Here is a 14,449-nt window from a genome sequence, read left to right on the forward strand (position 1 = left end):
TCTCTGCAATCAAAGCCTTGCCTAAAAGCCTTTAAATTCTCACTGAGTGAGCAATAATTTAATGTGATTGGTATTACTCTCATAAAAAAACCGGAGCATAAGCTCCGGTTTTGCATGACGTGGGTAATCGCAGGGTTAGCTTAACGCCCCTTTGATCATCCAGAAGAACATAATCGATAAGGTGGCACCAACTGGCAATGTGATGACCCAGGAGACCACGATATTGCGGACAACGCCCATATTAATAGCGGCAATACCGCGTGCCATACCTACACCCAAAACAGCACCAACAAGGGTTTGAGTAGTTGAGATTGGCAAGCCGGTACCGGAGGCTACAACAACGGTACATGCAGCGGCTAGCTCTGCAGCGAAACCACGACTTGGGGTTAAATGCGTGATGCCTTTACCTATGGTCGCAATAACGCGGTGACCAAAGATGGCAAGACCGGCAACAATACCTAGTCCGCCAAGTGGCAATATCCACCAGGCTAGCGCTGCTTTTGAAGCAATTTCACCATTGCTTTCGACAATACTGACAACCGCAGCCAATGGACCGATAGCGTTTGCAACATCATTTGAACCGTGAGCGAATGCCATACAACACGCGGTAATGACCATCAATACTGCGAACACTTTCTCTACATTCACGTACTGAGCACGACGGTCGGCCTTTAGGTTTAAATCAAGGCGAGAAATAAAGAACTTACCCGCTAAGGCAACCGCAAGAGCAACCGCAATTGCGTACATGTAACCTTCAACGGCTCCGATTTCCAAACCGATATGCTTCAGGCCCTTTTTGATGGTTACCAAAGATAGTACAAAACCTGCCAGGAACATGTAAAAAGGTACCCAACGTTTCGCCTGCTCTACCGGCTTGTCCGTATCAAAAATCAGTTTTTGCGCACTGTTGAAGATAATGAATGCAAATACACCGGCAATCAATGGTGTGACAATCCAACTACCAATGATGCCCAGAACCTTGTCCCATGCAACCGTTTCAACACCAACACCAATGGCAGAGAAGCCGATAATCGCGCCGACAATTGAGTGGGTGGTAGATACTGGCCAACCAAGATAAGACGCAACCAATAGCCAGGTTGCTGCAGCAAATAGCGCGGAAATCATCCCGAATACCAGTTGTTCTGGGATATCAGTAAAATAACTGGCATCTATGATGCCTTTACGTATCGTCGAGGTAACCTCACCACCGGCCAAATAAGCACCCGCAAATTCGAAAATCATCGCGATGATGATTGCCTGTTTAATGGTTAACGCTTTCGAACCAACAGAGGTACCCATTGCATTTGCAACATCATTGGCACCAATACCCCAAGCCATAAAAAAACCAACGGCTGCGGCAACCAGAACCAACATGGTTCCATAATTAGCTAAAATATCCATTACTACGAAACCTTTTAATTATCTTGCTAACATGATTTCTAAGCGAGCGCCTACACGCTCAGCGATGTCGGCTAAGTCGCCAACCCATTCAATGATCTGGTATAAGAAGATGACATCTACCGGATTCATATCTTTTTCGATGGCTAACAGACCCTGACGCAATTTAATTTGCATAATATCTGTGTCATCTTCGATTGAGTCCAATTCATGAATCATGGTCTCAACAAAATCCAACTCTCGACCACCAAAACCGGCTTCAAGTAATTCATCCATTTCGTTTATCGCTTTGGCCGCTTGTTTAATCGCATCCAGGCAGCGCGATAAATATGCATCAAAGTCCGCGGAAAGCTCTTGAGGGATAGTAATCTTACGCCCCAGGATTCTTCCGGCAATGTCTTTCGACTTATTGGCCATTTTGTCTTGTTGGCTTACCAACTCGAGCAAATCGGTGCGTTGTACAGGCATAAAAATCCCGCCCGGAATCTCAATTCGAATCTTCCGTTTCAGCTGATCGGCATCTTTTTCCAGGTTTGAAATTTCTTTACGAATATCTTCGGCTTTGGTCCAGTCGTCATTGGCACAAGCGGAAAATAGAGATGGAAGTAATTTTGCACATTTATAAACGGTATTAACGTGCTGTTCCAGTGGTTTTAAAGGTGATTTTGCAAATACACCCAGAATGTTATTGGCAGACATAATGTTTCCTGCAACTTTGTTTGCTGCTTCATAAAAATCGGGGCAAATATACGCTATCTGCCCCCTATTTCAACCGTAATTATGGTTTATTGATGTAAAAAACCCAATTATGGTTACTAAACTATCAGTTATTTTCTCATTTTCAAAATGTTATACCAATCACAATAAGTTTGTGCACAACTCAGAATTAGCCCAGAGGTTCATTTACAACATAGATTTTATTGATATAGCCATTCTATATCAATGAAATCTAGGGTCGTAAATGGGCCTCTGGTTAACTCCCTGCGGGTGAGTTTTAAAGGTGTTTATCCTGCGTTACTGATTTCGGCTGTTTTTGAGAGCGGAATAACCATTCTCTGCAATCAAAGCCTTGTCTAAAAGCCTTTAAATTCTCACTGAGTGAGCAATAATTTAATGTGATTGATATTATGAGATAAACTCATCCATATCTTCCTCAGATATATGTCGTACAACTTTGCCTTTTACAAAGTAAATGACGTACTCACAAATATTCTGACAACGGTCACCGATGCGCTCCAACGCCCTCGCTGACCAGATAACGCTCATGATCGATGGTATCGAACGTGGATCTTCCATCATGTAAGTCATTAGCTGACGCATCATGGCTTCATATTCGCGATCAATTCGATCGTCGTTTTGATGCACTTTTAGCGCCGCGTCGAAGTCCATTCTTGCAAACGCATCTAACGTATCATGCAAAGTCGATAGAACCAGACGACCAAGGTTTTCAAGATTTAGTAAAAAATCTTGCTTTTTGCCTGGGAAATTTTCCAAAGCGACTTTCGAGATCTTTTCAGCTTCATCACCGATACGTTCCAAATCGGCAATGGTCTTAATGATTGCCATAATAAGACGTAAATCGCTAGCCGCTGGTTGGCGTTTGGCAATAATGCGGGTGCATTCTTCATCTATTGATACTTCCAAGCGATTGATTTTATAATCGCTGGTCAATACTTTCTGAGCCAAATCTTCGTTGTGCTCACTTACGGACTGCAATGCATCTTTGAGCTGCTGTTCAACCAGCCCACCCATTGTCATTACATGATTACGAACCGCTTCTAATTCCTGGTTGAACTGGCCGGATATGTGTCTGCCAGTATTAAACTTTTCCATGGGACTGTCTCCTGTCGATTAACCGTAACGGCCGGTGATATAGTCTTCGGTCTTTTTCTTGGCGGGCGTGGTAAACAGTGTGTTGGTATCTGCATACTCAATCAAATCGCCCATGTACATAAATGCCGTTTGATCGCTTACACGAGCAGCCTGTTGCATATTATGGGTTACAATAACGACCGTATATTTCTGTTTCAGGTCATTAATTAACTCTTCAATGGTTAACGTTGAAATAGGATCCAAAGCTGAAGTGGGTTCATCTAATAATAACACCTCTGGCTCGATGGCGATTGCCCGGGCGATAACCAGACGCTGTTGCTGACCACCAGACAGACCTAAGGCACTGTCATGAATTCGGTCTTTAACTTCGTCCCACAGCGCTGCGGCACGCAATGAGCGCTCACAGGCCTCATCCAGCACACGTCGATTGTTTTGGCCAACCAGGCGCAAGCCATATACCACGTTTTCGTAAATCGACTTTGGAAACGGATTCGGACGCTGGAATACCATGCCGACTTTACGACGAAGTTGTGCAACATCGACATGCTTGGCGTAAATATTTTCGCCATGCAACTCAATCGCACCATCTATCCGACAACTATCAACCAGATCATTCATACGGTTGATACAGCGCAGTAAGGTTGATTTACCACAACCACTCGGGCCGATAAACGCTGTTACCTGACCTTTGGGGATTTTCATGGAAATATTCTGTAGCGCCTGCTTATCACCATAGTGTAAATTTAGGTTTTTGATTTCCAGGGCGACCTGTTCCGGTGTTAGGTTAGCGATATCCAGCCTGTCGCTATCGTTAGTTAACACTTGCGGATTTACATTAATCATATCTTTGATTCTCTGCTATTTTCTGGTACTTCAGATTCACGTTAGTGCTCTAAAGCACGGTATTTCTCACGTAGACGGTTACGAATCGATACCGCCGTCATGTTCAATGCGACAATAATGGTTACCAAAAGCAGCGCTGTTGCGTAAACCAGTGGCCGCGCCGCTTCTACGTTCGGACTTTGAAAACCGACATCATAGATATGGAAGCCTAAATGCATAAACTTACGTTCTAGATGTAAAAACGGGAAGTTACCATCCAAGGGTAACGTCGGTGCCATTTTCACAACACCAACCAACATCAAAGGTGCCACCTCACCCGCAGCTCGGGCAATGGCCAAAATGATACCGGTCATAATCGCTGGACTGGCAATGGGTAAAATAATCCGCCATAGGGTTTCGGCTTTGGTTGCTCCTAAAGCCAGCGAACCATGGCGCATCGAAGAAGGAATTCGTGCCAGACCTTCTTCGGTAGAAACGATAACGACGGGTAGCGTCAGAATGGCCAGGGTAATTGCAGACCACAGTACCCCTGGAGAACCGAAAGTTGGACTTGGCAAAGATTCGGGATAGAAAATTTGGTCCAATGAACCACCAACCATATAAACGAAAAATCCCAGACCAAATACGCCGTATACGATTGACGGCACACCTGCGAGGTTAATTACCGCGATACGCAGCAGTTTAGTAAAAGCATTATTACCGGCATACTCATGCAGGTAAATCGCCGCAACTACCCCTAAAGGTGATACGATCACCGTCATTAGCAATACCATCAGTACGGTTCCGAATATCGCGGGAAATACACCACCCTCAGTATTCGCTTCGCGAGGATCATTGCCGATAAAGTTACCAATTTGATGCAAGAACTGACCTAACTTACCAAACAATCCCAACTGATTATTGAAGGTAATTTGCAGCACCTGTTCGAGATTAATATCGATGACTTGTCCATCCATCGCCCGAACCACAATTTTGTCACGTTGCACATCCTGTCGCAGCTTGTTCAGGCTAGCCTCGAGCTCGTTATATTGATTCGCAAGCTCTGTACGACGCTGTTCAAAATTCGATTTAACGGATGCGGTTAACGTACCGTCTAGTTCAGCTTTTCGTTCATTTAAACGAATGCGTTCAAGCTCATAATTAATGGCACCGATATCGACGCTTTGTAATTGTTCAATGTCTTCTTGTAAGTCACTGACGCGATCAATAAAGTCTTCTAATTGCGCTCGTTCTACCGGTTTACCGTCCATATAAACCTGTTCGATAAAACCGTAAAAGTTACCATTGGTGCGTCGTTCAATCACCACAACATCGTCGGGTTGACTTCGTTTTTGCACCATAGGCTCGAGTACCCAGCGAAAATCGAGGCTTACCAGCTCACGGTTACCGGTTTTTACTAAGTAACGTTCAACCGTTTCGGCATCACCAATATCGACATTTTTATTATTCAACTGGCTGGCAGGAATACGCTCGGTTTCATAGATCTCACCAATAACAACCGATGTCTGCCCCTGAACGTCACGTAATTCGAATTGATGGATCTGAGAGGGCCAAAAGTACGACAAGCCTCTTGACGCAATCAAGAATAGTAAACCAACCACAGATATTAAGCTGATACTAACGCCTGCAGCGGATAACCATACCCAGGGAGAACCAGATTTAAACCATGTTTTCATCGTTAAAATTCCTACTTAAACACTACAGAGAGCTGTACTTATCACGCAAGCGCTGACGTACAAACTCAGCCAAGGTGTTAAAGACAAAGGTGAAAACAAACAACACGAAAGCAGCAAGGAACAAGATTCGATAATGAGAACTGCCCACTTCAGATTCCGGCATTTCTACGGCAATGTTTGCCGACAAGGTACGCATTCCCTGGAATATACTCCAGTCGATCACCGGGGTATTACCGGTTGCCATTAGCACGATCATGGTTTCGCCAACGGCTCGGCCAAGGCCCATCATAACCGCTGAAAAAATCCCCGGACTGGCGGTAAGCAATACCACTTTAACCAAGGTTTGCCATTGCGTAGCCCCCAGAGCCAATGACCCGGAAGTTAAATGTTTAGGAACACTGAAAATTGCATCTTCAGCCATAGAAAAAATCGTTGGTATGACCGCAAATCCCATCGCAATACCAACGACCAGAGCGTTGCGTTGGTCAAAATCAAAGCCTAAATCGTTGGTAATGTATTTACGCATATCGCCGCCAAACCATGCGGTTTCAACGACAGGCGACAGAGAGAATGCCAACATGGCCGCCAGAATCAAGATCGGTAAAACAATCAACGGCGCAAATGTTTCCGGCAGAATAAGTTTGATATTGTTAGGGAGCTTATACCAGGCAAATGCCGTGACAAAGGTTGCTAAAGGCAAAAAGATAAGTAACAGAAATACCGCTGGCAGGTATTCTTCAATCAAGGGAGCCAACCAAAGACCGGCCAGGAACCCGAGAATTACCGTTGGTAACGCTTCCATTAATTCAATGGTCGGCTTTACCGTGCGACGCATCATTGGCGGCATAAAATATGCGGTATAAATGGCTGCAGCCAGTGCGATAGGTACTGCAAAAAGCATCGCGTAAAGTGCGGCTTTCATGGTACCAAAAGAAATTGGTACTAACGAAAATTTAGCTTCAAAGTCATCCGAACCGGATGTCGACTGCCAAATGTATGCGGGTTCAGGATATCCCTCATACCAGACTTCCTGCCAAAGGGCTGACCAGGTAACTTCCGGGTGTTCGTTGTGAACCGTTAACAGTTCCAACTGCCCGTCACTGCTAAGCACCAAACCATTGGCACGTGGGGCTATGGCAAACAGTTGCTGGTCCGAATCCAGCATTGGTCCTTGCCACAATTTTGCTTCGCTGGTGGTATAGAAAAGTCCAGCCTGCCCGGTTGGCGTTACCGTAAAAAAGCTCTTGCGATAACGTTCGGGATAGATGTTGGTAATGGCTTCGTCGGTACTGGCGTCAAAGCTTCGAATTTGTTGAAATTCACGACCATCCTGACTGGCAACTTCAAACCATTGCAAGACCTTACCGCTATCGGTACCAAATAGAATCGAACTGCTGCCCGACAATAACGTCATTGCGGTTATATTCGTTTGTGCTTCAATTACCGGGTTAAACTGGCCTTTCATTGGCACATCCCAGTCGTCATCCAACTCATATACCGACACATTATTGTCAATGGCAATAACGCCCAGTGACATATCCGGTGTTACTTGCATGAAGTCAATCGTATCAATACCTTCCTGAATCAATTGATACTCTGATGAAAACTCTGGGTCATAATTAAAATCATCTTCAGCAAGCAAAGAGGTTTTAATGAGTCGTTGGTCTTGGGTAAGCGCAATGATTACCGCTTTTTCTTCATTCATCACAAAAGAAAAAGATTTGATTGCGGTTTCATCTTCATCGATATAGATAGGCTCTTCACCGAGCGGGTAACGAACCGCGGGGTTCATCATTCGCTTATCACCATCAAAAGATACGACAAACGAAGGTTCAACCACTTTAATGGCGCCATCCGTAGTTAATAAAACATATTGGTTTGCCGTTGTTGCCTGAATCTCTTGCAAGCTTTCGCCCTCAGACAAAATCGATTCAGTTAATAGCCGCTCACCAACCTCATGTTCATTATTGGCCTGCAACTGGTAGAAAGACATTTCCCCCGATTCACTAAATTGAAATCCGATTTCTTTAAGTTCATCAACACCCACAGCCACAGTTTTTCCACTTTCTATCAGTTGGATATTGGCTTCAGGGGTTATGCTGGCAGATTCAAAAATTGGCTTAATGACATAAACCAAATACATAAAGATAAGCACTAAGGTGAATAACACACTAACGCCACCGGCGGAGATAAGCCAACGGGCTAAGGTGTTTTTCAATTGCCTTGGATCAAAAGCTTTAGCGGAAACTGTCACGTTTAAACCTTCATAGCGACTTGTAAATTATTATGGGTTGGGATTATAAGACAGAAATATGACAGTTTTGTTACAGGGTAAATTTAATTATTAAAAACTGCTCTCCATAACGTGTCAGGCTATGCCTGCAAGCGTTCAAAGACACTGAAAAACACATGACTGTGGCTGCCGTAATAAAACGGCTAACACATAATTTCCAGATAATATGATGGCAAGCAATCAGGTATGCTCCCTCCCCCTTTTGACGCCAAAACAGTTGACATAAAAAAGAGCACGAAATGTGCTCTTTTTAACAGTAGCGAACCCATCATTGGGTGTTAACCGGTGTTGCGCATTCCGGTTGCGATCCCTGCCATGGTATGCATCAGTAAATGTTCATAGCCGGTATGTTCCGGAGAACAACGCAAACGCTTCAAGGCTTCGATCTGCATCAAATGCAACGGCAGCAGATAAGGACGACGCAGTTCAAAAGAACTAAGATTCCAGGGATCATTCTGCATCAGCTGTTGATGCCCGAGAACGGACAGAACCGTTTCCTGATCGGCTGCCAGTTGCGTCCGTAAATCCACACCCATTTGCTTTAACTCGTCATCGACAAGCGCTTGATCATATCGCGTCGCAATCATCGGATTGGATTTTAGATACACCATTTCGATTAATGATACGCGCGAGCGGAAATACGGCCATTGCGTTAACATCTCATCAATCAAGCCTTGGTACTCTTCCCTGTGGTTGGCAATCGCCTGACCAAAACCCAGCCAGCTCGGTAATACCATGCGGTTTTGACTCCACGCGAAAATCCATGGAATGGCCCGCAACGATTCAATGCCACCATCGGCACGACGTTTAGCCGGTCTCGATCCTAAAGGCAATGACGATAACTCTTGCTCAGGCGTTGCCTGACGGAAATATCGGACAAAGTCTGCCTGATCTTGCACGTAACTGCGATACGTTTTGCAGCTATCTGCGGCCATTTTGTCCATCAGTTCACGCCAAGCTGGTTCTGGTGATTTTGGTGGTGTAATCAAAGACTCAAGAATCGCCGAGGCATATAAATGGAAACTTCGCACCGCCAGATTTGGCAATCCATATTTATAACGAATGGTTTCCCCTTGCTCAGTAACGCGCAAACCACCATCTAAGGTACCTGGAGGTTGCGATGCAACCGCGGCATGAGCGGGTCCGCCGCCACGACCAATAGTGCCACCGCGACCATGGAATAATTTCAGCAATACACCTTTATCAGCAAATACTTTAGCTAAGGCTTCCTGCGCCTGATACTGAGCCCATGTTGCAGCCATCACGCCCGCATCTTTGGCAGAATCGCTGTAACCAATCATTACCGTTTGTTGTCCACCACAACTCTGGGTATAAATATCCATCGCCAGAAGTTCGTCCATAACTCCTGGCGCATTATTAAGATCATCCAATGTTTCAAACAGTGGCGCAATTGGCATCTGCCATTTAACACCGCAAATTTTCATAAACAATCGCACTAACAATACGTCACTGGCTGTGCTCGCCATGGAGATGATATAAATACCCAGAACCTGTTGCGGTTGGGCCGCTATCATGTTGAACGTATCAAGGACTTCCTGAGTATCAGCGCTCCAGGTGTGCTCGGGCAGCAACGGACGACAAGACGCCAACTCCGCTAGCAAAAACTGTTGTCGTTTTGCTTCATCCCAAGCCAGGTAATCTCCCATATTCAGGAATTCGAGAATTTCGGCCATTGCCGCATCATGGCGCTCGCTATGTTGGCGCACATCAAGATTGACCATAGAAATTCCGAAACATTGAACTTTGCGGATCAAGTCCAGCAATTGCGAATCCGCGACACGGTGCATGCCGTGATTTATCAAACTTTGGCGGCAACGCTTCAAGGGTGCGAGCAATACATCGGCATCATTGATTGTCGGTGGTTTATCGCCATTAACCAGATTGGCAATATTGTCTTCAAGACGGGAAATAATTTGTTTAAGCTGGTGTCGGTATGGACCCGCGCCATTTATGTCTTCTTCGATAAGATCCGCATCGGCTTTATGCATCGACAATTCTAGATACAGCTCACGGACATCTCGCCAATACAGTCTTGATGCTCTGATGCGAGCATTGCGAATCGCTTCACTGCTTAGTTTGGCGGTTACAAACGGATTACCATCCCTGTCACCGGCCATCCAGCTGGCGATATTAACAGGCATAAAGCCATCCGCCAGCGGCTCACCAAGTAATTGCTGAGAAACGTCATCTAATTCACGAATAAATTGCGGCAATGCCGACCACAGACTGTCAGATATAACATCCAACCCCCAACGGGATTCATCCAGCGGCGTCGGACGCTCAGCACGTATTTCATTAGTAAACCATGCCTGCTCTACCAATTCCGCAATTCGGGAGACATTGTCACTGCCGTTATCGAGTTCATCGGCAATCTGGTGGTATTTGTGAATAAACGTACGACGATTGATTTCAGTCGGATGCGCCGTCAACACCAGTTCGATGCGTAATTTACTGAACGCGTCGCGGATTTTTTCCGGCGCTACGCCTTGAATTTTTTTCGTCAACTCGGTTAAAGGATGGGCAATATCTAACTCGGCCAATCCTTGTTCGGAGATGGTGTATTGTTGCTCAGCGATATTTGCCAGATTTAAAAACTGACTAAACGCTCGAGATAGCACTAACATGTCCGCTTCAGGCATGTCGGCAAATAAGTCTTGCAACTTATTTAGCGCCTCTTCGTTGGTATTAACTTCTTTCGCCAGTGCACGGATGGCTTCGATACGTTCAACCCACTCAGGCCCTTGCTCAACAGCAATGGTTTCTCCCAAAATCTTCCCAAGCAGACGAATATTATTACGAATTGAATCTAGCATTAAACAACCTCATGTTCGTGGCATTCCATGAAAAATCCACTAAAAATTAGCAGAAGCTCCTGAGATTAGCGGTTTATAGTAAAAAAAACCACAATATTTCATTAAGTTGGACCAGTTGACCAATCTGCAATCAAGGTATTTGGCATTAAACGCTATTTGCTGTAACCTCCACGCATTGTTAACATTAAACAATCAGTAGCGCTAGGTGGTTAGTTTCTTTTGTTGAACGCTTCGGTATGACGTTATCCGATGCCCGCAAAAAACGCTCCTAAAACCTCAAACAAGTATATGTCATGTTATGCGCTGAAATTGCTAAACCTAATTACGGTTATCCCTCAATGAATTCATCAAAGGACGTTATATGAGCAGCCATATTGCCCTGCCTGAAAATGGCATAGATCCCCATCACAAAATTATCGGTGAAGGTGCGTTTACTTACCGCGTGAACAATCGATGGGGAATTTTAGATCCTGAGCAATACCCGGTAGAAAACTGCCATGATTTTGCAATCGATAGCAAAAAACGCATTTACATGGTCACGGATCACCCCGATAACCAGATCATTGTTTATGATTGCGAAGGCCAGTTGATAGATGCCTTTGGTAAAATGTTTCCCGGCGTCCATGCCATTGAAATCGTCCAGGAAGGTGACGATGAATTTATCTATTTGGTCGACAGTGGCTGGATCAGCAATCGAAAATGGGACGGTATATCCACCGATGCCTGGGATTCGCCAACCAATAAAGTCATCGCCCAATCCGGTTTTATTGCCAAATTAACCCTTGATGGGGTACTTGTTTTTACGTTGTCTCACCCGCAAACCATCGGTATATACACCCCTGATATGCCGTATCGTCCCACCGATATTGCGATACACGACAATGGAGATATTTTTGTCTGCGACGGATATGGCTCAGACTATGTGATCCGCTATGATAAACAAGGGCGTTATCTCTCTCACTTTGGTGGTCACGACAATGTCGACAGTGACCACAATCTTGCCAACGCCCATGGGATAGCCATTGATCGAAGAATTCCAGATTCACCACAACTTATCATTAGCTCTCGGGCAGAACAATGTCTAAAATTATTTTCCTTAGAAGGTGAATATCAGGGTAAGATAGACACCCCTGGAGCATGGGTTCATGGTCCGGTGTTTGCTGAAGATTATTTCGTAACTTCCGTATGCTGGTCGGATATCGATGGAAAAAATGTCGATAACTCCGGGTTTATCAGCATATTTGATAGTAGCAATAACCTTGTTGTTAATTTAGGCGCTGGTAAGCCTGAATATCGGAATAATCAATTACAACCGATGGCAACGACCTGGGATATCTTTAACCACCCGCATGGTATTTGCATCGATGACGACGGCAATATATATGTAGGACAATGGCGTGCAGGTCAATCCTACCCGATTAAACTCGAAAAAATTGGATAGATTCTTATGACCTTAAAACAGCAGTCAGATATTGGGGTGATTGGCCTGGCCGTAATGGGCGAAAACCTGATTTTAAACATGGCTTCCAAAGGCTTTACGGTAACCGCGTATAACCGTACAACTGCAAAAGTCGATCGATTCATCAATGATCGTGCCAAAGACAAAACCATTCGCGGCGCTTATAGCATTGAGGAATTTGTAAACTCGCTTGCTGCACCAAGAAAAATCATGTTGATGGTAAAAGCCGGCAGTGCCGTGGATGCCACCATAGAACAATTGCTCCCATATCTTAGCGAAGGTGACATTCTTATCGACGGTGGCAACAGCCAGTTTGAAGATTCTGACCGTCGTACTAAATATCTTGAAGAAAAAGGTTTTCTGTATATCGGCACCGGTGTATCCGGTGGCGAAGAAGGCGCGCTATTAGGCCCATCAATTATGCCTGGCGGTTCAAAAGCTGCCTGGCCACTGGTAAAACCTATCTTTCAATCGATTGCCGCGAAAGTGAATGGTGATGTACCTTGCTGCGACTGGGTTGGTAATGGTGGCGCAGGACATTTTGTAAAAATGGTCCACAATGGCATCGAATATGGCGATATGCAGTTGATTTGCGAAGCCTATATTCTGATGCGTGATGTCCTTGGTTTATCTGTTGATGAAATGGCAAACGTATTCGCTGACTGGAAGCAAACCGAGCTAAGCAGCTACCTGATTGATATCACCGCAGACATCATGGCCTACAAAGAAGATGGTCAGCCATTAATCGATGTTATCTTAGACACCGCTGGACAAAAAGGTACGGGGAAATGGACAGGTGTCACCGCTCTACACTTAGGTACGCCGTTAACCTTGATTGGTGAAGCGGTATTTGCTCGCTGTCTGTCAGCATTAAAAGACCAGCGCGTTGTAGCCTCAGAGATTATCGATGGCGTTACTACAGAGTTTGCCGGTGACAAGCAAGCCTTTATCGATGCCTTAAAAGACGCCCTTTTGGCTTCGAAAATGGTGTCCTATGCCCAAGGTTATGCCCTGATGAAGCAAGCTTCTGAAGATTTTGGCTGGGAGCTGGATTATGGCGCCATTGCATTAATGTGGCGCGGCGGCTGTATTATTCGCAGCGTATTTTTAGATGACATCAAGAACGCTTACGATAAAAACCCAGAGATTGATAACCTGTTGTTGGATGATTACTTTAATCAGGCGATAAAAGCTGCGCAACCAGGCTGGCGTAAAGTAGTTAGTGAAGCCACATTAGCAGGAATTTCCATTCCCTGCCTGGCGTCTGCATTAAGCTATTTCGATGGCTACCGTTGTAAAGACTTACCTGCAAACTTGTTGCAGGCACAACGTGACTATTTTGGCGCCCATACTTATGAGCGCAAAGATAAACCCCGCGGTGAGTTTTTCCATACCAACTGGACCGGGCGTGGTGGCGATACCTCTTCCACCACCTACGACGTTTAGCGCTTGCTAATCTGGTTTTCCATAAAGGCAATGGCTGAAAAGTCATTGCTTTTTTGATCGCCTTTTAAATAATACCAATCACATTAAATTATTGCTCACTCAGTGAGAATTTAAAGGCTTTTAGACAAGGCATTGATTGCAGAGAATGGTTATTCCGCTCTCAAAAACAGCCAAAATCAGTAACGCAGGATAAACGCCTTTAAAACTCACCCGTAGGGAGTTTACCTTAAGGCCCATTTACGACCCTATATTTCATTAATATAGAATGACTATATCAACGAAACCTATGTTGTAACTGAACCTCTGCCCTAACTCTGAGTTGTGCACAAACTTAATGTGATTGGTATAACCATTTTAAATCACTTTTGAATGCCCTGGTATTCGCGGTAAAATGACCGAATTCAACGAGCCGAGAACATCCAGAGTATGAACCGCAAAAAGAAAATTAAGTCCATTTTGATGGCCAAAAAGAAAAAGGCCAACAAGAAGCTTCACAACAGCAATAAGCCTAAATACATCTCCAAAGCCGAACGGGAGAAAATGGCTGCTGAAGAGTTACAACAACAGCAACAAGTGGCTGAGCCAGAAGCAGTTAACCTAGATGCAGTTGATCTAGATAAGAAAGAGCAGGATGAGGAAAAGCCTGAAGGCTAGATGCTTTCGGGTG

The 14,449-nt window shown here is 44.8% G+C and carries 10 protein-coding genes; 3 read left to right on the top strand and 7 right to left on the bottom strand.

From position 1 onward, the window contains the following. Nucleotides 1-135: 135 nt before the first annotated feature. The 7 genes from ACHUFQ_RS08685 to ppc all read right to left on the bottom strand — a co-directional run bounded on the left by ACHUFQ_RS08685 (nucleotide 136) and on the right by ppc (nucleotide 10,877). On the bottom strand, nucleotides 136-1,401 hold the full coding sequence (locus ACHUFQ_RS08685; protein WP_394174771.1) for an inorganic phosphate transporter: 1,266 nt from the start codon (nucleotides 1,399-1,401) through the stop codon (nucleotides 136-138). A gap of 18 nt (nucleotides 1,402-1,419) precedes the next feature. Further along, the gene (locus tag ACHUFQ_RS08690) at nucleotides 1,420-2,097 is read right to left on the bottom strand and encodes a TIGR00153 family protein (RefSeq protein WP_394174772.1); all 678 of its coding nucleotides are present in this window, start codon (nucleotides 2,095-2,097) and stop codon (nucleotides 1,420-1,422) included. A gap of 426 nt (nucleotides 2,098-2,523) precedes the next feature. Beyond that, nucleotides 2,524-3,231: a phosphate signaling complex protein PhoU gene (gene phoU, locus ACHUFQ_RS08695; protein WP_394174774.1), complete on the bottom strand. Its 708-nt coding sequence runs from the start codon at nucleotides 3,229-3,231 to the stop codon at nucleotides 2,524-2,526. Nucleotides 3,232-3,249: 18 nt separating this feature from the next. Next, the gene (gene pstB / locus ACHUFQ_RS08700) at nucleotides 3,250-4,074 is read right to left on the bottom strand and encodes a phosphate ABC transporter ATP-binding protein PstB (RefSeq protein WP_394174776.1); all 825 of its coding nucleotides are present in this window, start codon (nucleotides 4,072-4,074) and stop codon (nucleotides 3,250-3,252) included. Between the two features lie 41 nt (nucleotides 4,075-4,115). After that, entirely contained in the window at nucleotides 4,116-5,750 is a 1,635-nt protein-coding gene (gene pstA, locus ACHUFQ_RS08705) for a phosphate ABC transporter permease PstA (protein WP_394174778.1), read from the bottom strand. A gap of 22 nt (nucleotides 5,751-5,772) precedes the next feature. Beyond that, nucleotides 5,773-8,004, bottom strand: coding sequence for an ABC transporter permease subunit (locus tag ACHUFQ_RS08710; protein WP_394174779.1), 2,232 nt, complete (start codon nucleotides 8,002-8,004; stop codon nucleotides 5,773-5,775). A gap of 317 nt (nucleotides 8,005-8,321) precedes the next feature. Continuing rightward, entirely contained in the window at nucleotides 8,322-10,877 is a 2,556-nt protein-coding gene (gene ppc / locus ACHUFQ_RS08715; RefSeq protein ID WP_394174781.1) for a phosphoenolpyruvate carboxylase, read from the bottom strand. A gap of 361 nt (nucleotides 10,878-11,238) precedes the next feature. Here ppc and ACHUFQ_RS08720 point away from each other — a divergent pair, with 361 nt between their 5' ends. The 3 genes from ACHUFQ_RS08720 (at nucleotide 11,239) to ACHUFQ_RS08730 (ending at nucleotide 14,436) form a co-directional block, all read left to right on the top strand. After that, nucleotides 11,239-12,318 carry an NHL repeat-containing protein gene (locus tag ACHUFQ_RS08720; protein ID WP_394174782.1) on the top strand — a complete coding sequence of 360 codons (1,080 nt, stop codon included), beginning with the start codon at nucleotides 11,239-11,241 and terminating at the stop codon, nucleotides 12,316-12,318. Nucleotides 12,319-12,324: 6 nt separating this feature from the next. After that, entirely contained in the window at nucleotides 12,325-13,782 is a 1,458-nt protein-coding gene (gene gnd, locus ACHUFQ_RS08725) for a decarboxylating NADP(+)-dependent phosphogluconate dehydrogenase (protein ID WP_394174784.1), read from the top strand. 426 nt (nucleotides 13,783-14,208) lie between these two features. Then, nucleotides 14,209-14,436: a DUF2986 domain-containing protein gene (locus tag ACHUFQ_RS08730; protein ID WP_394174786.1), complete on the top strand. Its 228-nt coding sequence runs from the start codon at nucleotides 14,209-14,211 to the stop codon at nucleotides 14,434-14,436. The last annotated feature ends 13 nt before the right edge of the window (nucleotides 14,437-14,449 follow it).

It is taken from the genome of Thalassotalea litorea (assembly GCF_043642205.1).
In the GTDB taxonomy this organism is placed as follows: Bacteria; Pseudomonadota; Gammaproteobacteria; order Enterobacterales; family Alteromonadaceae; genus Thalassotalea_A; species Thalassotalea_A litorea.

Coding starts and splice junctions, on each gene's coding strand:
- pstA (WP_394174778.1), bottom strand. CDS start 5,750: ATGAAAACATGGTTTAAATCTGGTTCTCCCTGGGTATGGTTATCCGCT.
- ACHUFQ_RS08720 (WP_394174782.1), top strand. CDS start 11,239: ATGAGCAGCCATATTGCCCTGCCTGAAAATGGCATAGATCCCCATCAC.
- gnd (WP_394174784.1), top strand. CDS start 12,325: ATGACCTTAAAACAGCAGTCAGATATTGGGGTGATTGGCCTGGCCGTA.
- ACHUFQ_RS08685 (WP_394174771.1), bottom strand. CDS start 1,401: ATGGATATTTTAGCTAATTATGGAACCATGTTGGTTCTGGTTGCCGCA.
- phoU (WP_394174774.1), bottom strand. CDS start 3,231: ATGGAAAAGTTTAATACTGGCAGACACATATCCGGCCAGTTCAACCAG.
- ppc (WP_394174781.1), bottom strand. CDS start 10,877: ATGCTAGATTCAATTCGTAATAATATTCGTCTGCTTGGGAAGATTTTG.
- pstB (WP_394174776.1), bottom strand. CDS start 4,074: ATGATTAATGTAAATCCGCAAGTGTTAACTAACGATAGCGACAGGCTG.
- ACHUFQ_RS08690 (WP_394174772.1), bottom strand. CDS start 2,097: ATGTCTGCCAATAACATTCTGGGTGTATTTGCAAAATCACCTTTAAAA.
- ACHUFQ_RS08730 (WP_394174786.1), top strand. CDS start 14,209: ATGAACCGCAAAAAGAAAATTAAGTCCATTTTGATGGCCAAAAAGAAA.